18 protein-coding genes and 1 pseudogene are annotated in these 20,625 nt (G+C 63.2%); 8 read left to right on the forward strand and 11 right to left on the reverse strand.

Annotated elements, in window-relative coordinates; translation table 11 throughout:
- Window positions 1-8 precede the first annotated feature (8 nt).
- Complete coding sequence (locus G5V57_RS27215) at window positions 9-1,175, reverse strand: aminotransferase (RefSeq protein ID WP_165171243.1); 1,167 nt, start codon at window positions 1,173-1,175, stop codon at window positions 9-11.
- Between the two features lie 215 nt (window positions 1,176-1,390).
- Between G5V57_RS27215 and G5V57_RS27220 the strand changes: the two genes are divergently transcribed.
- On the forward strand, window positions 1,391-2,368 hold the full coding sequence (locus G5V57_RS27220) for a quinone oxidoreductase (protein WP_165171245.1): 978 nt from the start codon (window positions 1,391-1,393) through the stop codon (window positions 2,366-2,368).
- Here the strand turns inward: G5V57_RS27220 and G5V57_RS27225 are convergent, their stop codons facing one another.
- Window positions 2,369-3,061, reverse strand: coding sequence for a serine protease (locus tag G5V57_RS27225; RefSeq protein WP_165171247.1), 693 nt, complete (start codon window positions 3,059-3,061; stop codon window positions 2,369-2,371).
- Window positions 3,062-3,520: 459 nt separating this feature from the next.
- On the opposite strand from G5V57_RS27225, the gene G5V57_RS27230 reads away from it, so the two are divergent.
- Genes G5V57_RS27230 through G5V57_RS27235 form a run of 3 tightly spaced genes read left to right on the forward strand, consistent with a single transcriptional unit; the run spans window position 3,521 to window position 6,630 of the window.
- A complete protein-coding gene (locus G5V57_RS27230; RefSeq protein ID WP_165171249.1) occupies window positions 3,521-5,935 on the forward strand; it encodes an Ig-like domain-containing protein in 2,415 nt (804 codons plus the stop codon).
- 12 nt (window positions 5,936-5,947) lie between these two features.
- On the forward strand, window positions 5,948-6,076 hold the full coding sequence (locus tag G5V57_RS34945) for a hypothetical protein (protein WP_256378605.1): 129 nt from the start codon (window positions 5,948-5,950) through the stop codon (window positions 6,074-6,076).
- Window positions 6,077-6,078: 2 nt separating this feature from the next.
- Complete coding sequence (locus tag G5V57_RS27235; RefSeq protein WP_165171251.1) at window positions 6,079-6,630, forward strand: hypothetical protein; 552 nt, start codon at window positions 6,079-6,081, stop codon at window positions 6,628-6,630.
- Here the strand turns inward: G5V57_RS27235 and G5V57_RS27240 are convergent.
- The 3 genes from G5V57_RS27240 to G5V57_RS27250 are packed head-to-tail and all read right to left on the reverse strand — an operon-like array spanning window position 6,627 to window position 9,562.
- A complete protein-coding gene (locus G5V57_RS27240) occupies window positions 6,627-7,154 on the reverse strand; it encodes an alpha/beta fold hydrolase (protein ID WP_165171253.1) in 528 nt (175 codons plus the stop codon). The genes G5V57_RS27235 and G5V57_RS27240 overlap by 4 nt on opposite strands.
- A complete protein-coding gene (locus G5V57_RS27245) occupies window positions 7,151-7,492 on the reverse strand; it encodes an alpha/beta fold hydrolase (protein ID WP_165171255.1) in 342 nt (113 codons plus the stop codon). The genes G5V57_RS27240 and G5V57_RS27245 overlap by 4 nt, the downstream gene beginning before the upstream one ends.
- Before the next feature lie 3 nt (window positions 7,493-7,495).
- A complete protein-coding gene (locus tag G5V57_RS27250) occupies window positions 7,496-9,562 on the reverse strand; it encodes a transglycosylase SLT domain-containing protein (RefSeq protein ID WP_246737738.1) in 2,067 nt (688 codons plus the stop codon).
- Window positions 9,563-9,800: 238 nt separating this feature from the next.
- Between G5V57_RS27250 and dapA the strand changes: the two genes are divergently transcribed.
- Window positions 9,801-10,682: a 4-hydroxy-tetrahydrodipicolinate synthase gene (dapA, locus tag G5V57_RS27255; RefSeq protein ID WP_256378606.1), complete on the forward strand. Its 882-nt coding sequence runs from the start codon at window positions 9,801-9,803 to the stop codon at window positions 10,680-10,682.
- A gap of 7 nt (window positions 10,683-10,689) precedes the next feature.
- Window positions 10,690-11,187, forward strand: a complete 498-nt coding sequence (smpB, locus tag G5V57_RS27260) for an SsrA-binding protein SmpB (RefSeq protein WP_165171281.1) — start codon at window positions 10,690-10,692, stop codon at window positions 11,185-11,187.
- A gap of 594 nt (window positions 11,188-11,781) precedes the next feature.
- Here the strand turns inward: smpB and G5V57_RS27265 are convergent.
- Complete coding sequence (locus G5V57_RS27265; RefSeq protein WP_165171283.1) at window positions 11,782-12,423, reverse strand: uracil-DNA glycosylase; 642 nt, start codon at window positions 12,421-12,423, stop codon at window positions 11,782-11,784.
- Window positions 12,424-12,426: 3 nt separating this feature from the next.
- Window positions 12,427-13,035, reverse strand: a complete 609-nt coding sequence (locus tag G5V57_RS27270; RefSeq protein WP_165171285.1) for an NYN domain-containing protein — start codon at window positions 13,033-13,035, stop codon at window positions 12,427-12,429.
- 66 nt (window positions 13,036-13,101) lie between these two features.
- Here G5V57_RS27270 and folK point away from each other — a divergent pair, with 66 nt between their 5' ends.
- Both folK and G5V57_RS27280 read left to right on the forward strand, forming a co-directional pair.
- Window positions 13,102-13,611 carry a 2-amino-4-hydroxy-6-hydroxymethyldihydropteridine diphosphokinase gene (gene folK / locus G5V57_RS27275; RefSeq protein ID WP_165171287.1) on the forward strand — a complete coding sequence of 170 codons (510 nt, stop codon included), beginning with the start codon at window positions 13,102-13,104 and terminating at the stop codon, window positions 13,609-13,611.
- A 53-nt stretch (window positions 13,612-13,664) separates the two neighbouring features.
- Window positions 13,665-14,264 carry a L,D-transpeptidase gene (locus G5V57_RS27280; protein ID WP_246737393.1) on the forward strand — a complete coding sequence of 200 codons (600 nt, stop codon included), beginning with the start codon at window positions 13,665-13,667 and terminating at the stop codon, window positions 14,262-14,264.
- Window positions 14,265-14,508: 244 nt separating this feature from the next.
- Here G5V57_RS27280 and G5V57_RS27285 read toward each other — a convergent pair whose 3' ends face one another.
- The 4 genes and pseudogenes from G5V57_RS27285 to topA form a co-directional block, all read right to left on the reverse strand.
- Window positions 14,509-15,237: an NUDIX hydrolase gene (locus G5V57_RS27285; protein ID WP_165171289.1), complete on the reverse strand. Its 729-nt coding sequence runs from the start codon at window positions 15,235-15,237 to the stop codon at window positions 14,509-14,511.
- Window positions 15,234-15,647 carry a DUF983 domain-containing protein gene (locus G5V57_RS27290; protein ID WP_165171291.1) on the reverse strand — a complete coding sequence of 138 codons (414 nt, stop codon included), beginning with the start codon at window positions 15,645-15,647 and terminating at the stop codon, window positions 15,234-15,236. Before G5V57_RS27290 ends, G5V57_RS27285 begins: the two co-directional genes overlap by 4 nt.
- On the reverse strand, window positions 15,647-17,896 hold the full coding sequence (rnr, locus tag G5V57_RS27295) for a ribonuclease R (protein ID WP_165171293.1): 2,250 nt from the start codon (window positions 17,894-17,896) through the stop codon (window positions 15,647-15,649). Before rnr ends, G5V57_RS27290 begins: the two co-directional genes overlap by 1 nt.
- Window positions 17,897-17,900: 4 nt before the next feature.
- Window positions 17,901-20,553 (reverse strand): annotated as a pseudogene (gene topA, locus G5V57_RS27300) (type I DNA topoisomerase).
- Between the last annotated feature and the right edge of the window lie 72 nt (window positions 20,554-20,625).

Genomic DNA, 20,625 nt, shown 5'->3' on the forward strand with positions numbered 1-20,625 from the left:
TCGCTTGGCTAGCCCTGACTTTCGATCAGTCGGGCCACGACATCCGGCATCAAGCCCGCTTCGACATTGGCGAAGGCGAGGCGCAGATATTGTTCCTGGCCCGGACCGAACATGCTGCCCGGCAAGGCGAGAAGATCATGCTTCTGCGCCAGCCGCATGGCCACGCTCTTGGCGTCTTCCGAGAACGGGTGCTGGATATAGGCAAAGAACGCACCGGCGCTCAGAAGCTTGTAGTCGAGGCCCGGTTGCATGAAGGCGTTGCGTAGCGCAACCGCTTTCTCCTTCGCCATCGCGAGCTTCTGGTTTTTCCAGTCCTCGAGTGCGCGCAGCCCATACAGGGCAGCACCTTGCGAAATGGTGGGCGCGCAAATGGCGACGCAGTCGAGGATTTTCTCGAGTTCGGCGAGAAAGACCGGGCTCGCCGTGACCGAGCCGACGCGATAGCCGGTCAACGCGAAGACCTTCGAGAAGCTGTAAAGGTGGATGAAGTTGTCGCCCCAGTCCTTTTGATTGAAAAGGCCGTGCGGCGAGGCCGGATCGGCGCGGAAGTCCTTGTAGGTTTCATCGACGACGAGGGCGATGCCGTGTTTCCTGGCAAGCGCATGAAATTCCTCGATCGTCCCGGCCGGATAGATGGCGCCGGTCGGGTTGTTGGGGCTGCACAGCACGATCGCCCTCGTCCGCTCATCGATCAGCGGAGCCGCATCGGCTGCCACTGGCGTGGTGCCCCCGCCCTTGATCGCCTGCAGATAACGCGGCCTGATGCCGAGCATCTCCAGCCACATATGGTGGTTGAAATAATAGGGGACGGGCAGGACGACATTGTCGCCGGCTTCGGCGAGCGCCATCATCGTCGCCGCGAAGGCCTGGTTGCAGCCGGCGGTGATCGCGATGTTCTCCGGCAGGATCCGTGCCTGGTAGTCCGCCGACAGGCTCGACGCGAGCGCTTCGCGCAAGGCCGGGATGCCCAGTATCTCGGAATAGAGGCTGGTCTCCGGCAGCTTGGCGAGACGCCCGACTTCGTCGGCCAGGCTTTCCGCCGGCGGGTAGCTCGGAACGGCCTGGCAGAGATTGATGAGCGCGCGGTTGCTGGGGGTCGAGCTGATCCAGCTCATCGCTTCGGCGATAGGGGGAGCTTCGATGCCTCTGATGGTCTTGCTGGCGAGAGATTTCATGAGACTTTGATTTTAGCGGAATCTTCGATGATTGGTCTTCAAATCCGGCGTTGGCCGTCTTTCCGGGAATTGCAAGCTACTGGACGGTTTGACATTTCAGACCGATAGGGTGGAATGGCGTAAAGACAACGGCGGCTGCAGCTTGCCTTTAAGGGCAGTGTGCGGAAAAGTCGAACTGGAAATTTTGCTGATTCAACTGCCGATGAGGTGATACGGTGCGCACGAAAACCATACAAATCGCGGAGAACGGCGGCCCGGAGGTTATGCGCCTGGTGGAGACTGACGTTCCGTCTCCCGGCAAGGGCGAGATCACGTTGCGCCAGACCGCCATCGGTCTCAATTACATCGATACCTATCACCGCTCGGGGCTCTATCAGCTGCCGCTGCCGGCTAGCCTGGGCATGGAAGCGGCAGGGGTCGTCGAGGCAGTCGGCGAAGGCGTGAAGGGCATTAAGGTGGGCGATCGGGTTGCCTATGGCTTGGGGCCGCGCGGGGCCTATGCCGAATTTCGCAATGTGCCGGCTGTGCGCGTAGCCAAGCTTCCCAAAGCCATCAGCAATGAGACCGCTGCCGGCATGATGCTGAAGGGGCTGACGGTGCGGGCCTTGCTGCGCTCCGTCTATAAGGTCAAGCGTGGCGAAACCATCCTGTTTCACGCGGCGGCTGGTGGGGTCGGCGTGATCTTCACCCAATGGGCCAAGGCGCTCGGCGTCAAGGTGATCGGCACAGTGGGTTCGGACGACAAAGTCGCGGTCGCCAAGGCGTATGGCTGTGCCCATGTGATCAACTACCGTACTGACGATGTCGTGGCGCGGGTCAAGGAAATCACCAAAGGGGCAGGGGTACCCGTTGTCTATGACGGCGTAGGTCAGGCGACCTTCATGACCTCGCTGGACTGCCTGAAGCCGCGCGGCCTTCTGGTGTCTTTCGGCAATGCGTCGGGGCCGGTGAAGTCCTTCGAGCTGGGACTTCTGGCGGCCAAGGGCTCGCTCTATGTGACGCGCCCGACGGTGATGAACTACATGGCCGACGATACGGAATTGGCGGAAGCTTCGCGCGATCTGATCGAGGTCGTGAGGAGCGGCAAGGTCCGCATCCCGATCAACCAGCGCTACAGCCTGTCGGACGTGGCGAAGGCGCATCGTGATCTGGAATCGCGTGCCACCACGGGAACAACGATCCTGCTGCCCTGACTAGCTCGAGGAGGGCCGGCAGCTCTGGACCGACTGGGTGGACAGAGACTTCCAACGCGGCGAGCAGGACGTCTGCGAGCAGAGGAAGTCGGCGAGGCTGGAACTCGGCACGGCGTGAGCCAGGTTCAGCGGCCGGCCATTGCCGTCCGACAATGTGCTGACCACCATGCCCGTGAGTTGGCCCGAGCCGTTGAAGACGGGGCCGCCGGATTCACCCTTCTTGGTGTTCATCCTGAGCACCATCGCGTCGGGGTAGCCAAAGCCATTGTAGCTGACGGCCCTGCCGAAACTCATGGACTCGACCTGGCCCAGACGCGCCGTGTCGCCCTGCGCATGCGGCTTGCCGAGCGAGAAGACCGGGGCGCCGCGCGGCATGCAGGGAGTGGATGCCGGCTCGACCGGCTTGCCGTTGAGACCCTTGAGAGAGATGAGGGCCATGTCGTTGCTCGGCTTGATGGCGACGACTTTGCCGGCATAGAGGCGACCATCGGCGCCGCGTGCCGTGACGGTATATCCGGACTGCACGGCAACATGACCTGCGGTGAGGACATGGCCTGCATTGTCCACGATGAAGCCGCTACCGGAAGTTACAGCTTGGCCGGCATCGCCATCGCCAGGCTTGCCCTTACGTCGAGCCTGCGACACGGTCAGGGTCACGTAGCTGGGGCTGGTCTGTTTCAACAGGCCCGACATGTCGGGGGTCGGTGTGGCCGCTGTAGGAATCGCGTCCGATCTCGACACTGATCACCCTGTCTTCAAGGGCGTTCTGCTGACCACTGCAGGCCGCGAGAAGGGCCAGTAACGGCAGCGTTACGGCCAGTTTTGGAAACTTAGTGGACAAAAGAAGGTCTCGCCTCGACGGAATTCCAGCCCTTTCGAGCCATCTAACAGCGCCTTGCGTCGGGAACAAGGCGGGGAGCGGAAGAAGCCGCAACTGCGGCAAACATGCAACAGTGCTCTGACGTTTGGGCAGCGAGACCCGCTCGTCTCGCAACAGGTTCAACCTTCCGAATGGGAAATCTCGTTGTTTTACATACCTGCCAGTGCCATAAATTCCTGAGCGGACGGCGCGAGGCACGCCCAAGCCTGTGGCTTCAACAGGCCAAGAAGAGTTCGGCTGACGGCGGCCGCGTTGGGCAAGGGGTAGGGAATATGAAATGCAATCCGCGCAAATGGCTCTATTGGGCGCCTCTGGCGGTATTGCCTTTTCTCGGCGCTCTCTGGCTGAACTCCGCGCCGATCGAACGCAAGCTGACGGAAGCCGCCGGCGCCAGTCTTTCCGGCATCAAGGCCGACTGGGCGAAACTGAGCTTCGATGGTCGTGACGCGCGGCTCGAAGGCTCGGCACCAGGGGTGCGCGCTGTCGAGGATGCCGTCAAGGCGGTCGCCGGCACCGAAGGCGTGCGCCGGGTCGAGTCCTCCGCGGCCAAGGTGGTGCTCGCTCCGCCGACCCTCGATCCGCTCATAGCCAACAATAATCGTCCTGAGATCAAAGGGACTTGGCCGGAAATCTTCGCCAAAACCCTGAAGATTATTTTGCCCGAGCGGACCTACGTCCTCGGCACCGATCCGGACCTCAAATCGGACGGTGCGGGAAATTGGAGCCTCGTTCCGGGCGCGCCTTTGAAAGACGGGGCCCATGATGTCTCGGTCGAAGTCGACGACGGAGCGGGCAACAGCTCCAAGATCGCGTCGCCGGCGAAGGTCGTCATCGACACGGTGCCGCCGCCCATGTCGGCCTTTGTTCCATTCAGCGGAGCGGTCTCTCCCAACAGTCTTTCCGGCACATGGGCCGAGGGTGACGCCACGGCGCTCAAGGTCGAGCTTGCCGGCAAGACTCACGTCCTGGGAAGCGATCCGTCCCTGACGTCCTCCGGCGGCACATGGACCCTGACCTTGCCGGAGCCACTGGCTGACGGGGTGTATGATCTGGCGGTCGAAGCCCTCGATGCTGCCCGCAACAGCACCCGCCTGAACATGCCGGCGGCGATAACGATCGCCAGCGACGTACCGCCGCCGACGGTTGCGCGATACTCAGGCAACATCGTCACCCCGCTCGTTTCCGGCGTATGGGCCGAAGCGCCGAGGAACAAGCTGCAGGTGGGACTCGCCGGCAAGACCTATGAGCTGGGCCGTGATGCCGAACTCACCTCGGACGGAAGCGGCAACTGGAAATTGAAGCCGACCACACCCCTGAAGGACGGCATTTATGACGTCGCCGTCACCGTGACGGATGCGAAGGGCAGGAGCGTCAAGGACGAGACGGTGGGCGAGATCGAGATCGATGCCACGGCGCCCGCGGCCCCCACCGTCAACAAGTCGACCGGCTTCCCGCTGACCGGGACTTACGCCCCCGGCGACACCAAGCTTCTGCGGGTGACGGTCGCCGGTCACAGCTACACGCTCGGTACTGACGCGGCGCTGACCGCCAAGGCGGAGACCTGGACCCTGGCGCCGGACCAGAAGTTGGCGCCTGGCGTTTACGACGCGATCGTGGAAGCGGTTGATGCCTTCGGCAACGTCTCCTCCGCTGCCGGCACGGGCGCTCTTGTAATCGAAGCCGGCAAAACCACCGAGCCGCCACCGCCGCCACCTCCGCCGCCCGCGACGGATGCGGTGCCGACGGTGACGCCGCTCGTCGCGCTGATGGCGCGTCCGACGCTCGCCGGCACCTGGGTGCCGGGCGCCACGAGATCGCTCAAGGTTTCGCTGTCAGGCCAGAGCTTCGTCCTCGGCAGCAATGAGGAGCTGACGGCCTCCGCCGGCCAGTGGAGTCTGAAGCTGCCGGAACCCCTGAAGGACGGCACCTATGACGTCGTGGTCGAGGTGACGAATGCCGACGGCAAGATCGTGACTGACACCACGAAGGACGAGCTCGTGGTCGACGCGGCTGGTCCTGTCTCGCCGACCGTCAACCTCTACGCCATGCTCGAAAGCCCGCGCAGTATTTCCGGTAGCTGGCCGGTGGAAGACGCGACAAGCCTCGTCGTGACGTTCAACGGAAAGAGCTGGACGCTCGGCAAGGATGCGGGCCTCACCGCCGACAAGGGCAACTGGACGCTCGCGGTACCGGAGGTGCTCAAGCCCGGCAGTTACGATGTCGGTGTCGTGGTGACCGACAAGCATGGCCGCACATCGTCCGACCAGACCCGCTTCGAGATCCTGGTTAAGGAGCCGCCGCCGACTCCGCCACCTCCGCCTGAAGTGAATTGCGTGGACGATTTCGCCAAGACACTTTTGGCCCGGCCGCTCCAATTCGACAGAGACAAGTCGGCGGTGACGCCGACCGCCGCCGCCATCATCAAGGATCTCGCGGTGATCGCCGCGACCTGTCCCGAGGATCGGCTCGAAGTCGGAGGTTACACCGACAATCGCGGATCGCGCGAATACAACCAGGCGCTGAGCGAGCGCCGCGCCGTCGCCGTCGCTAATGCACTTGCCGGTTTCGGCATCGCCCGCGAGCGTCTGACGGCGATCGGCTATGGCGAGAAGAATCCCGTTGCCGACAACAACACCCAAGCTGGACGAGCACTCAACCGGCGCATCGAAATCAAGATCGTGAAATAGAAAGGGCCGCCAATGGTCGATTTCTGGAATTTTAACGATACGATGTTCCTGGCCAGGGAAAACTGGGTGTGGCTCCTGGTGGCGCTGGGGCTGGGACTGATCGTAGGTTGGATCAGCTGCTCGATCGAAGAGAGAATCTGATCATGTCACATCTCGCTCTCGAACTGGCGCTCTGGATCCTTCTCGCTTTCTTCATCGGCTGCATCCTGGGCTGCCTGCTGCGCAGTCTTGTCGCTCGGGACACGTCGTCGGTGGCCCCACAGGGTCCTTCCGCTACAGGCGATGTCCCGCGCGTCACCACCCCGGCATCTCAGGAAGCCGCTGCGCCCGCGGCTGCGGTTGCCTCGACGGCCCAACCCTTGATCGCCACGAGACCGACGGGCATCGCCATGGCAAGGAACGGCACGCCGGATAATCTCCAGCGCATCAGCGGCGTCGGCCCCAAGAACGAGAAGACCCTGCACAGCCTGGGATTTTATCATTTCGATCAGCTCGCCGCGTGGACGCGCGAGGAGGTTGCCTGGGTAGACGACCACCTTAAATTCGGCGGCCGTATCGAGCGCGAGGAATGGATCAACCAGGCAAGGCTCCTGGCCGAAGGCAAGGAAGAGGAATTCCGCCGGCTCTACGGAACGGGCGGATTGCGCAACAACGAAGGCGAGACGGAATCGGGGACGCACACGCGCAAGGATTAAACCAGCGCGAGCCAGGCTCTGATTGCGGCTTGCGCATCAGCCTCGTCGAGAAACGGCACATGGCCGCGATCCTTGATCATATGGGCGCTCAGGCGCGGATGGCGCCTTTCCATCTCCCGCACGGTCGCCTCGCTCAGCAGATCGGAATGCTCGGCCCTCAGCACCGCCACAGGGAGTGCTTGCAGGGCATCGAACACAGGCCATAGATCGGGAGTATCAGCCTTTTCTATCTCCGCATCGGTGGGAAACGCCTCGCCGAGGCGCAGATCGTAGTCGTTGACGATCTTCCCGGACTTCTCGATGAAGACGCGCCTGGCAAAAGAAAGCCATTCTTCCGAATTCAGGCTCGCAAAACCCGGATGGTTCTGCTTCAGGGCCGCTGCAGCCTCTTCCCAGCTCGCGAACGAGACGGCCTTGCCGAGATAGCTTCGTATACGGAGCAGCGACGCCTTCTCGATGACCGGCCCGACATCGTTCAGGAGCACGCCGTTGAGCCGTTGCGGATATTGCGCCGCCATGATCATGGCGATGATGCCCCCCGCGACGTGCCGATGACATTCGCGCGCTCGATCTCTAGGGCATCGAGCAGACGCATCGCATCGGCAAGCTCGACATCGGGCCTATAGGTCGAAGGATCGGGCGCATAGGCGGAGCGGCCGCGGCCACGATAATCCATGGTCACGATGCGGCGTGTTCCGCCAAGCCATCGGGCCAGTGGTTCGAAGTCGCGGACATTGCGGGTCAGGCCGGCGAGACAGAGGAGGGGCGTCTCGTTGCCCGCCGCCGGATAGTCTCGCCCATAGAGAGCAAGACCGTCCGCCGATGTGAAATGGATGTCGCGAGGGGAGACGGGAGCTCCCATCGCTCAGTCGCAGCCGGTGATCAGTTCGGCAATGCTGCCGCCCGAGCAATTGGCCGAGCCTGCTTCCGAGGAGTTGGCGAGCTTGATCGCGCCGGGTGCTCCGCGCCTGAGATCCGCTGTCATCGCATGCATCGTCTTGGGCGCGAGCCGCGAGCGATAGACATGCACATTCTGCATCACTTTCTGCACATAGTTGCGTGTTTCGGTGAAGGGGATCATCTCGACCCAGTCGATCGGATCGACAGTGCCGGAACGCGGATCGCCATGCGCCTCGACCCATTCGCGCGAGCGGCGCGGGCCGGCATTGTAGGCGGCGAGCGTCAGGATGTAGGAGCCGCCGAACTCCTCGATGAGGTCGCCGAGATGCGCCGCGCCGAGCTTGACGTTGTAGGCCGGATCGCCGGTCAGCTTTTCAGGGGCATAGCTGAGGCGATACTGCTTGGCGACGAGCTTCGCTGTTCCCGGCATGAGCTGCATCAGGCCTTGCGCACCGACGCGGCTGCCGGCCTTGGGATCGAACTCGCTTTCCTGGCGCGACAGGCCGAAGACCATGGCGCGTTCGACCGGCGGGCCGATCTGGCGCCAGTCGGGCAGGGCCTTGGTCGGATAGCCCCAATAGTCGATGTCGACACCCTTCTGACCCGCGAGCTTGGCCAGCCGAACCGCGGCGGCGGGGCCGCCGCCGCTCGAAACGTTACGCGCGACCGCGCTCATCTCGTCGGTTGTCTTGAAGCGGCCCGACAGCGACCACAGGAACATGTTGAGCTCGCGCGAGCGCCCGGTCTGCGCCACCATCTGGAAAGCGCGCATCACCTCGTCATTGTCGACGCGCGCCTGCGCTGCGGCCGAGGGCTGTCCGCCGGTGATCTGGATCGGTTGCGTGGCGATTCCCAGTTGCTCGCGCGCGAGCTGTCCATAATAGACGGTCGGCACCGTGGCCGCTTCGCGATAGGCGGCCTTTGCCTTGTCCTTGTCGCCGAGTGCCGCATAAGAGCGGCCCATCCAATAGGCGGCGCGCGCTTTGTCGGTTCTGGTGGTGACGCCCGCCTGCAATTTGGCGAAGTGCTTGAGCGCGGTGTTCTCATCCTTCATGAAGCGCAGCGCGATCCAGCCGGCGAGGAATTCGCCTTCGCCGAAGAACTCGCCACTCGAAAAGCCATGGGCGCGGGCGAGCTGATAGGCGGTCTTGGCCGAACCGGGCCGGCGCGGGTCGAGCAGCATGCGCGCCACAAGGCGGCGTTCCACCCACCAGGCCTCGCCATCGCCGATGGCGGCGTTATCGGCCGGTATATCGAGCAGCATCTGCGCCGCTTTGGATTGCTTGTTAGCCTTCCGGTAGTAGCGGGCCATCGCATAGCGCATACCGAGCTGCTGCCTCATGGCGCTGGGCAGAGACTGATACTGCTTCTCCGCACCGGCGGTGCCGCGAATGAGGGCCTGGGCCACCTTGGCGGCCGACTGGTAATCGCCGGAAAGCGATTTGGACACGCGGATCGCCGCGTTGGTCTCCTGCTTGTAGACGAGACGCCACATGCGCCCCCTGCGGTCGTCGCTGGTGATCAGCGAGCCGAACTCGCTCGTGATCTGCTTTTCCATTGCCGCGTCGAGCGTCTCATTGAGCCACACGCGCCGCAGCGTCCGGCGGGCCGCGTCGCTGTTGCCCGTTGCGAGCTGCGCCCGCGCTATGGCGAGCGAGCCCTCAGGCGTAAGGGGCGTGCGCTTCTCGAAATGAGCGAAGACGGTCTGGGCCGAGGCGTTGCTCGCATAGAGGCTTTGCTCGGCGCGCTTGAGCAGGGTCTCGGTCAGCGGCCATTGCGGTGCGGCGCTGAGGAACGCCATGATCCGGCTATAGCCCGCTTCCTTCCAGTTGTTCCGCAGATAGATGAGCTCGACCAGCTTGGCCGCGGCCGGATCGCCCGACTGCTGGGCGTAGCTTCCGGCATCGCTGTATTTGCCATTGAAGGCGGCATCGGCTGCATTAACCGCCGATCGGCTTACCTGCGGCGCGGCAATGGCGGACGTGCTCAGAGGCGGGGCAACGGTAATAGCCGTCGACCCGAGCAAGGCCACAATGAGCAAGCCAGCGGAAAATCCCCGAATCATCAATACGTCCCTGCCAGTCGGCCCCTGTCGGCCAGAAAAATCCCTATAAGCCAATTGCGACCGTCCTGTGGCCTGTCAAATCAGCTATTTCGCGCGCTTGCCGGTCTTCAGGCGAGCGTCTAATGTGCCCCGCATTCCCACGCTGCGCGGAACCTCCCGACTCTAGCCAGCGCATGGTTGCCAAGTTATTACCGGAGACTGACACGTGAAGCTCAAGGGTTCTTTTCCTGCCTTGATTACCCCCATGAAGAACGGCCGCGTCGATGAGGACGGGTTCCGAAAATTCGTGGAATGGCAGATCAAGGAGGGCAGCCACGGGCTGGTTCCGGTCGGCACCACCGGCGAATCCCCGACCGTCACGCCGGACGAACACAAGCGCTTGATCGAGATCACCGTCGAGGTCGCGGCGGGCCGCGTGCCGGTCATTGCCGGCACCGGCTCGAACAATACCGACGAGGCGATCGAATACACGGTGCATGCCAAGAAGGCGAAGGCGGACGTGGCGCTGATCGTCGTCCCTTATTACAACAAGCCTACCCAGGACGGGATCTATGCGCATTTCAGCGCCATCGCCAAGGCGGTGGACATACCCATCCTGGTTTACAATGTTCCCGGCCGCACGGTAGCGAACATCTCGGTGGAGACGCTTGCGCGCCTCGCCAAGGATCACTCCAACATCATTGGCACCAAGGATGCGAGCGCCGATCTGACCCGCCCGTCGCGCCAGCGCGAAGTATCGGGCGAGGATTTCATCCAGCTGTCGGGTGAGGACGGCACCGCGCTCGGCTTCAACGCCCATGGCGGCGTCGGCTGCATCTCGGTGACGGCGAATGTGGCGCCGCGTCTCTGTGCCGAATTCCAGAGCGCGACACTCGCCGGTGACTATCGCGCCGCGCTCAAGCTGCAGGACCGGCTGATGCCGCTTCACACTGCTTTGTTCGTCGAGACCTCGCCGTCGCCGATCAAATACGCGGTGAGCCTTCTCGGCCATTGCCGTCCCGATATCCGCCTGCCGCTGGTCGAGCCGTCGGAAGCCTGCAAGAAGCAGGTGCACGCCGCCATGATCCATGCCGGTCTCCTGAACTGAGGACGCCATGTCGTCGAAAAGTGGTGGAACAAAAGCCTCGCGCAAAGAGGAGGGGATAAAGGTTGTCGCTGACAACCGCCGCGCCCGCTTTGATTACGAGATCCTCGATACCTACGAGGCCGGCATCGAGCTGAAGGGCTCGGAGGTGAAGTCGCTGCGCGACGGCAAGGCCAATATCGCCGAGTCCTATGCCGCGGTGAATAACGGCGAGCTGTTCCTCGTCAACGCCTATATCCCGGAATATCGCGAAGCCAACCGTTTCAATCACGAGACCAAGCGGCCGCGCAAACTGTTGCTGCATGCGCGCGAGATCGACAAATTGTCGGGCGGCGTGCTGCGCGAGGGCCTCACCATCGTGCCGCTGCGCGTCTATATGAATGCCCGCGGACGCGCCAAGGTCGGCATTGCTTTGGCGCGCGGCAAGAAGCTGCATGACAAGCGCGACGCGATCAAGGATCGGTCATGGAATCGCGAGAAGGCGCGGCTCCTGCGCGAGCGCGGCTGAGCGCCAGGGGGATCCGACGCCGCTAGTTTACGTGGGGACACGTGCCCTCGTTGCCGGCAGCCAGGACGGCTGCCACCTTGTCCTTGATCCGCTGCACGCTTTTGCGTGACGGACTTGCGCCCAGATACCTTTGGCCATTCCGCCGGGAGCGGTGTGGTCCTGGGGCTGGCGATGCGGGCCCGGAACGTCTCACCCTTTCCGGTGCCGCGCCAATGCTTCACGAAGCGGTTCAATTGGAGATTGGCAAGCACGGGGCTGCTGATCCCGCCCCGCGGCGTGCCGCAGTCATTGCCCTTGTCACCGCTCACGCGCTCCGTTCCCGCCGCGTCCTGCACCTCGGCCGGCGCTTCCGCAGTGCCGCAGCGGCGCGCATGGACATGGGCAAGCATGCCCAGCTTGTCGCAGAGCTGGTTGAAGCGGAAGCCAAGCTCCGCCTTCGCCTTGTGATAGAGTTTTGTCAGGCTCATCACCAATCTCCCTTCTTCGGCCTCTTCGAAAGCACACCAGAAGCCAGGGCCCGCCGATCGTATAATTTCATGACGCGATCGTGCACATCATTGCAAAGGGGGCTTGCGCAAAGGTCGGGGCCGGACCTCAGGGCGCGATTGGGAGGGAGGCGCGCACCTGCGCGAACACGCTCTCGAACATCTCCGTCGTGAGAACGCCGGTGTTCGTGTTGTAGCGCGAGCAGTGGTAGCTGTCGAAGAGCGTGAGAGCGCCGATCTTATGCTGCGCCCCATGGCCGAAGGGGTGGCGTGATTTCCTCTCGCCCAGGGCCGTCAGCGTCGCGTCATGGGCGATACGGCCGAGCGCCACGATGGTGGAAAGCCTCGGCAATGCCGCGATCTGGTCCCTCAGGAAACTGTTGCAGGTCTTGATCTCGGCCGGCAGCGGCTTGTTCTCGGGCGGCACGCAGCGCACCGCATTGACGATCATGCAGTCGATCAACGTATATCCGTCCTGAGGGTCGGCCCGATAGTCGCCCTTGGCGAAGCCGAAATGCTTGAGCGTCGCGTAGAGGAGGTCGCCGGCATAGTCGCCGGTGAAGGGCCGCCCGGTGCGGTTGGCGCCGCGCAGCCCGGGCGCCAGCCCGACGATCAGAAGCCGGGCGTCGGTACCGCCGAAGGTAGGGACTGGAGAATTGAACCAGTCTGCATGGTCGCGCCGCTGCGTCTCGCGGAACGAGACGAGCCGCGGGCAGAGCGGGCAGTTGGCGGATGGCGTCACCACGTGCACGGCTCAGATATCGGCGAAGTCCTCGAAGGAAGAGGCAGACTGCGCCGGCGCCGGCCGCTCGCGCACCCGTTCAGGGCGTTCGCTCGGTTCGCGCCCGATCTCCTCGCGCAGGTCAGCGAGATCGATGAACTGATCGGCTTGACGGCGCAATTCGTCCGCCACCATGGGCGGCCTCGTGGCGAGGGTCGAGACGACGCTGGTGCGCCGGCCCTTGGCCTGCACGGCCTGGATGAGGGAGCGAAAATCGCCGTCGCCGGAGAACAGCACGATGTGGTCGAGATTGTCGGCGAGCTGCATGACATCGATGGCGAGCTCGATATCCATGTTGCCCTTGACCTTGCGGCGGCCGAGCGAATCCGTGAATTCCTTCGCCGGCTTGGTGACGACCCGGTAGCCATTATAGTCGAGCCAGTCGATCAGTGGGCGGATCGGCGAGTATTCGGCGTCCTCCATCAGCGCGGTGTAGTAGATGGCGCGGATCAGCCGCGAGCGCTTGCGGAAAAAGCCGAGGAGGCGGCGATAGTCGATATCGAAGCCCAGCGATTTTGCGGTTGCGTAAAGATTGGCGCCGTCGATAAAAAGCGCTACGCGTTCGTCCTGGTAAAAATTCATGATTGAAATCTCCTATTTGAAACAGTGTTTTGATAGTCGCTTCGTGGGCGAGGCTCAAGGTCAATTATGATCCTGATCGGTCTTGGCAGCAATGTGGAAGGTCCTTGGGGAAACCCGCGCGAGACTATGCTGCGCGCCTTGCGTGAACTCGACGCCAATGGCACCGAGCTTGTCGCGGCTTCCCGTCTGGTCGAGACGACGCCCTTCGGCAAGGTGAACCAGCCGAGCTTCGTGAATGCGGTCGCGCGGATATCCACCGTGATGCCGCCCGAGACTTTAATGCACCATCTGCATGATATCGAGCGACGGGCCGGGCGGCGGCGGCGGCTGCGCTGGGGCCCGCGCACACTCGATCTCGATCTTCTCGACTATCACGGGCTGGTGCGTCGCGGCCGGCTCAAGCTGCCGCATCCGGGCATCCCCGAACGGGATTTCTGGTTGACCCCGTTGACGGAGCTGGTGCCCCGGTGGCGCCATCCGGTGACACGGCGGACCGCCCAGCAGATGCGCAGTGTTTTGTCGGGCCTCTCGCAGGGTGGTATGGTGCTGCAAGAGGTGCCCGAAAGGGAGTCTTAACGAGTCCCCGCCATGTTCGAGGCTTGCGCGTTCTGGTGAGAATGGTTGTGACGATGCGTTTCCTTATAGCTCCCGCTGGAATGGCCGCGGCGGCGATGCTGGCTTATCCGGTGCATGCCGAGCCGATCACATTCTCGAGCGATACATTCCAGATTATCGGCGGAATCAGCAGCGAAGCAACGACGCCGGTGCGGCGGAGCAACTACCGCGGCAAGGAGATCGTCGATTTCCAGACCCAGCTCGCGCCGGGGACGATCCTCATCCGCACCAAGGAGCGCAAGCTTTATTATATTCTGCCGGAGGGTCGGGCGATCAGTTACGGCATCGGTGTCGGCCGTGAAGGTTTCACCTGGTCGGGCACCGACAAGGTCAGCCGCAAGGCGGAGTGGCCCGACTGGGTTCCGCCGAAGGAAATGATCGAGCGTGAGGCCGATCGCGGCAATTACCTCCCAGTGCGCATGCTTGGCGGACCTGATAATCCATTGGGCGCACGCGCCCTCTATATCGGCACGACCTTGTATCGTATCCACGGCACCAACCAGCCCTGGAGCATCGGCCAGTCCGTGTCTTCCGGTTGCATCCGGCTTATGAACGAAGAGGTCATCGACCTCTATAATCGCGTCGATGTCGGCGCCACGGTCGTGGTCGAGTAGTCGGTGCATCGGGATCGATTTAGAGCTCAGCGCGAGCTTGCTGCGAAGAACCGGTCCCCACTCTTCGCATCCCGCGCCAATGCGCGATTATTATTCGGACGACGACACACCCTCATGCTGAGGCGCGACCCCGGCCTTGAGCCGGGGGAGCCTCGAAGCATGATCCAGGTACATAGGCCTTGCCGCTTGCCACCCTTCGAGGCCCGCCTTCAGCGGGCACCTCAGGGTCATAATGCTCTGCGGACTAAAGCATGTCCTCGCGCCAGCTCTTGCCTCTGTAGTATTGGAAGCAGACCGGCTGATCCGCCGGTAGATCCTGTTGCGCTTCCATCAGAGGCTGCAGCCGCTTCAGGACATCGCGCGTGATCATCGGCAGCTCGAGTTCCTGTGCTTCGGCGAAGCTGAACCAGTGCGGTGTCAGCAATTCGCCCGATCCCGGATGTCGCGGGTTGTCGAGATTGCCGACATGGCGCGCATTGGCGACGAAGAAACGTGAATCGAAGCGCCGCGTGCGCCCGGGCGGCGTGATGGCGCGCGCGAAGTAGCGCAGGTGGGACAGATCGAGGCCGGTCGCGGCGAGGATGCCGTCCCATTCCTCATTGGCGAGTTTGGCGTCGTCGGGAAGGCTGCCGAGGAAAAGACCGGTCTCCTCGTAAGTCTCACGGATCGCGGCCACGGCGAGGCCGCGGGCTTTCGACACGCTGGTATGTCCGCGCATGCGTTGCAAGAGTTTCTCATGGACGAGGGGATGGAGATCGCTCGTGACCTTGACGCGCATATCGCCAGGGTCGAGCCGGCCACCCGGAAAGACGAACATATTGGGCATGAAGGCGTGGCCGCCATGGCGTTTGCCCAAAAGCACGCGCGGCGCATTGTCGTCATGGCGCACGACGATCAGCGTGGCGGAATCGCGCGGCTTTTGCGCCTGCGGGAAGTGGCGCGAGCCGGCGAGTTCGGGATCGCGCTGGGTCATTCCTCGATCTTTCCCCCAAATCCATGCATGCGCAATGCCCATTGCAGGCCGATGATGGAGCCTTTGACCGCGGGCATCAGCAGCAAGGTGAGGACCAGCGTGGCTGGGATCCAGATCGCGGCATGGATGAGATAGTCGGGCTGCCACAATCTCTCGACCACGAGCAGCAGCGGAATGATGATGTGTCCGACGATGAAGATCGTGAAATAGGGCGGCGCGTCGTCAGCACGCTGATGATGAAGCTCCTCGCCGCAGCGCGGGCACTTGTCCCTGACGGCGATGAAGCCGGAGAAGATGGGGCCCGAACCACAAGCCGGGCATCGCCGCACGAATCCGCGCAGCATGGCGCCAAGCCACGAGCGCGACGGCATCGGTGCCGGACCTTGCGTGTTTTCGATGATGACGGGCATCAGCGTCTCTTGGCCCGGCCCATGCCGCGCTGGCGCAGCGAGCGACGCGGTACCGGCTTGCCTTTACGCCCGTCGCTCATCATCTCGAAACGCAGTCCGCCCGAGACGGGTGCCGCCTCGACAAGGCGCACCTCGACCGGATCGCCGAGCTGGAAGGTCTCGCCCGAACGCTCCCCGATAAGCGCACGGCGCGTCTCGTCATAGACGAAATAGTCTGAACCGAGCGTGCCTGCCGGAATAAAGCCATCGGCGCCCGTATCATTGAGGGTAATGAAGAGACCGGCGGCCACAACGCCGCCGATGCGTCCCGCAAAGCGCGCGCCGATCTGCGAGGAAAGATGGCTGGCGATCAGCCGATCGACGGTCTCGCGTTCCGCCGCCATGGCCCGCCTTTCGGCGCCCGAGACGAGCTCGGCCGTATCATTGAGCTGTGCCGTGTCTTCCGGCGAAAGGCCGTCGTCGCCGAAGCCGAATGCAGTGATGAGAGCGCGATGCACAATCAGGTCAGCATATCGCCGGATGGGCGAGGTGAAATGCGCATAGTGCCGCAAGTGCAGGCCGAAATGACCGGCATTCTCCGTGTCGTAGACGGCCTGAGCCTGGCTGCGCAGGACCACCTCGTTGACCACATGCTGATAGTCCTTGCCCTCGACCTCCTTCAGGATCTGGTTGAAGTGCCGGGGCATCATGTGCTGGCCCTTGGCCAGATTGATGCCGACGGTCTTCAGGAACTCGGCCAGGCTGCGGATCTTCTCCTCGGCGGGCTCGCCATGGACGCGATAGAGGAGCGGCACCTTACGCTCGCCGAGCGTCTCGGCGGCCGCAACATTGGCCTGGATCATGAATTCCTCGATGAGCTTGTGGGCATCGAGACGCTCGGGCGTCACAACCCGCTCGATGAGGCCATGCGCGTCGAGGATAAGCTTGCGCTCGGGAAGATCGAGCTCGAGCGGTTCACGCTTGTTGCGGCCCTTGAGCAGCACCTTGTAGGCGGCCCAGAGCGGCCTCAGCACGGGGGCGAGCAGGGCCTCAGTCTTGTCGTCGGGCCGCCCATCTATCGCGGCCTGCGCCTGCTGATAGGAAAGCTTCGCCACCGAGCGCATGACGGCGCGCGCGAAATGGTGCTTGCGCTTGGCGCCGGTGCGATCGAAGGTCATGAAGCAGGCGAGGCAAGGCCGTTCCTCGCCTTCGCGCAAGGAGCACAGATCGTTGGAAATTCGCTCCGGCAGCATCGGCACGACGCGGTCGGGGAAGTAGACGGAATTGCCCCTTATCCGTGCCTCGCGGTCGAGCGCCGAGCCCGGATGCACATAGGTCGCGACATCGGCGATGGCGACGATCACTTTCACCCCGCCTTCATTCTTGGGGTCATCGTCGGGTTCGGCCCAGACCGCATCGTCATGATCGCGCGCATCGGGGGGGTCGATGGTGACGAGGGGAACATCGCGCAGATCGGTGCGCTTGGCGTGTGAGAAGGGTTTCAGGGCCGCTGCTTCGGCGAGCGTGCGTGCGGGAAACTCCGATGGGATGCCGTGATGCTCGATGGCGATCAGTGAAATGTTGCGCTGGCTGGAAATGTCGCCAAGCCGCTCCTTCACGCGGGCGGTCGCAAGGCCCTGGCCGCGCCCGCGCATGACCTCGACGGAGACGAGCTCGCCAGGCTCGGCGCCATTCTCGTGACCGGGCTGGACCTGCAAATCATGACGCGCCTTCTTGTCGACCGGCACGACGCGGGCGCCCATGCCCCTGGCATGGCGGAATATGCCGAGGATTCGGCTGCTGCGGCCGGCGATCTTGCGAATGATGCGGCCGTGATAGGGGAGCTTGGGATCCTTCACGGGCTCGATCCGGGCAAGCACCCGATCGCCAACCGCGGCAGGCTGGGATTCCGCGCGCGTGCCCTTGGCCGCTTGCGCGATGATCAGTATACGGGGAGGCTTGCCCGCCGCATCGTCCCATTCGGCCGGCACGGCGATCAATTCGCCATCATCATCGCGACCGGTGACTTCCAGAACAGTGACCGGCGGCAGTTCGCCAGCCTTGGCCATGGCGCGGCCGGCGCGCTTGAGCTTGCCGTCCTTTTCCAGTTCCTTGAGAAGCCGCTTCAGCGCGATCCGGTCATTGCCTTTGACATTGAAGGCGCGCGCGATCTCGCGCTTCCCGACCTTGCCTGAGCTGGTCTTGATGAAGTCGATGAGCTGTTCGGCTGACGGCAGATCGTTTTGCGCTGGCTTCGCTTTGCGCGCCACGACCTCAGGCACTCACTTCGTCGGGTGTGGCGGCTTTCTTGGCGCGCTTCGGGGCCGCCTTCTTGGCCGGTGCCTTCTTCGCGGCAGCCTTCTTGGCGGGGGCCTTGGCTTCGCCCTTTGGCTTGCCGGCCTTCTTCGCCTTGCCCTTGCCGGCACGCGCCGCAAGAAGCGCGACCGCTTCCTCGATCGTCGTCTCTTCCGGGGGCTTGTCGCCCGGCAGCGTGGCGTTGACCTTGCCCCATTTCACATAGGGCCCGTAGCGTCCCGTCATCACATGGATCGGGCCGCCGCCGTCGGGATGCGCGCCCAGGTCCTTGAGCGCACCCGGCCGCTTGCGGTTGGCGTTCTTTTCCTTCTTCTCGGCGAGGAGATCGACGGCGCGATTAAGGCCGACGGTGTAGACGTCTTCGGGATCACTCAGCGTGGCGTAGACACCGTCATGCAGGATGAAGGGGCCGAAGCGCCCGAAATTCGCAACGATCGGCTTACCGGTCTCGGGATGGAGCCCTACCTCACGCGGCAGCGACAGGAGTCTGAGCGCCAATTCGAGATCGATGCTCGAGGGGTCGGTCTTCTTCGGGATGGACGCGCGACGTGGTTTCTCGCCTTCCGCTGCTTCGCCCAGTTGCAGATAGGGACCGAAACGGCCATCGCGCCGGGTGACGGGCTGGCCGGTTTCAGGGTCATTGCCGATCAGAATGCCTTCCGCCGGCACCGCTTCGCCCGAACCGTTGCCCGGGGTGATCTGACGTGTGAACCGGCACTCCGGATAGTTCGAGCAGCCAACAAAAGCGCCGAACTTGCCGAGCTTGAGCGACAGCTGGCCGTCGGAGCAGGACGGGCAGGCGCGCGCCGGTTGGCCGTCGGTGCGTTCGGGGAAGACATGGGGACCCAGAATCTCGTTCAGCGCATCGAGCACATTGGTGATGCGCAGTTCCTGGATTTCGCCGACGGCGCCGGTGAAGTTCAGCCAGAAGTCGCGCAATACCGCCTTCCAGTCGATCTCGCCATTGGAGATCCGGTCGAGTTGCTCCTCCAGATTGGCGGTGAAGTCATACTCGACATAGCGCTTGAAGAAGGCTTCGAGAAACGCGGTTACCAGGCGGCCCTTGTCTTCCGGGACGAGGCGTTTCTTGTCGACCCTCATATAACCGCGGTCGCGCAGCACCGAGAAGATGGCCGTATAGGTCGAAGGCCGGCCGATGCCGAGCTCTTCCATCTTCTTGATGAGAGAAGCTTCCGAGTAGCGCGGCGGCGGTTCGGTGAAATGCTGCTCAGGCGTGATCGAGCGGACGCCAACGCCATCGCCGCGCGCCAGAGTAGGCAGGCGCCGGGCATCCTCGTCCTCTTCATCGTCGAGCCCTTCCTGGTAGAGTTTCAGGAAGCCGTCGAACTTCACCACCGATCCGGTGGCGCGGAAGGAATAGGATTTGCCGTCATCGCCCTTGGCGCCGATATCGGCGGTGGTGCGCTCGATCTCGGCGCTCTCCATCTGGCTTGCGATGGTGCGCTTCCAGATCAGCTCATAGAGCGCCATCTGGTCGGGATCGAGAGTGCGCCGGAGATTCTCCGGGAAACGGAACAGATCGGTCGGGCGGATGGCTTCATGCGCTTCCTGCGCATTCTTGGCCTTGGTCGTGTATTTGCGCGGAACCGACGGCAGATAAGGCTCGCCGAAGCGCTTCAGGATGGCATTGCGCGTCGCGGCGATCGCCTCGCCGGCGAGATCGACGCCGTCGGTACGCATATAGGTGATGAGGCCGGTGACCTCGCCGCCGATATTGACGCCTTCATAGAGGCGCTGAGCCACCTGCATCGTCTTGGCGGATGAGAAGCCGAGCTTCCGCGAGGCCTCCTGCTGCAGTGTCGCGGTACGGAAAGGCGGATAAGGATGGCGCTTGACCGGCTTCGACTCGATCGTGTCGACGGTGAAGCGCGCGCCCTTGATCGCCGAGACGATCGCCTTGGCGGATGCCTCGTTCGAGATGTCGAGCTTGCCCAGGCGTTTGCCGTCGATGGCAGCGAGCCGTGCGCCGAAAGCATCACCGCGCGGCGAGGTGAAGGCGCCGTCGATGGTCCAGTATTCCTGCGCCTTGAAGGCCTCGATCTCGAGCTCGCGATCGCAGATGAGACGCAGCGCCACCGACTGCACGCGTCCGGCCGAGCGCGAGCCCGGCAATTTGCGCCACAGCACGGGGGAGAGCGTGAAGCCGACGAGATAATCGAGCGCGCGGCGCGCGAGATAGGCATCGACGAGCGCCGCATCGACCTGGCGCGGGTGCTTCATCGCCTCGAGCACCGATTGCTTGGTGATCGCGTTGAACACCACCCGTTCTATGTCCTTGCCCTTGAGAGCGCCTTTCTTCTTCAGGATCTCCAGAACGTGCCAGGAAATGGCCTCCCCCCTCGCGGTCGGGGTCGGTAGCGAGGATCAGCCGGTCGCTGTTCTTAAGAGCCGCGGCGATGTCGGAGACGCGCTTGGCCGACTTGCCGTCGACCTCCCAGGACATGGCGAAGTCTTCGTCGGGGCGCACCGAGCCGTCTTTGGGCGGCAGATCGCGCACGTGACCATAGGAGGCGAGGACGACATAGTCCTTGCCCAGATACTTGTTGATCGTTTTGGCCTTTGCAGGCGATTCGACGACGACGACTGTCATTTATCTTGCGATCTGAAAACTAGGACGGGGCTCATATAGGGATCGTTTCCGGCCCGCAAGCCTTGTGGAAAG

The sequence above is a fragment of the Nordella sp. HKS 07 genome (assembly GCF_011046735.1).
In the GTDB taxonomy this organism is placed as follows: domain Bacteria; phylum Pseudomonadota; class Alphaproteobacteria; order Rhizobiales; family Aestuariivirgaceae; genus Taklimakanibacter.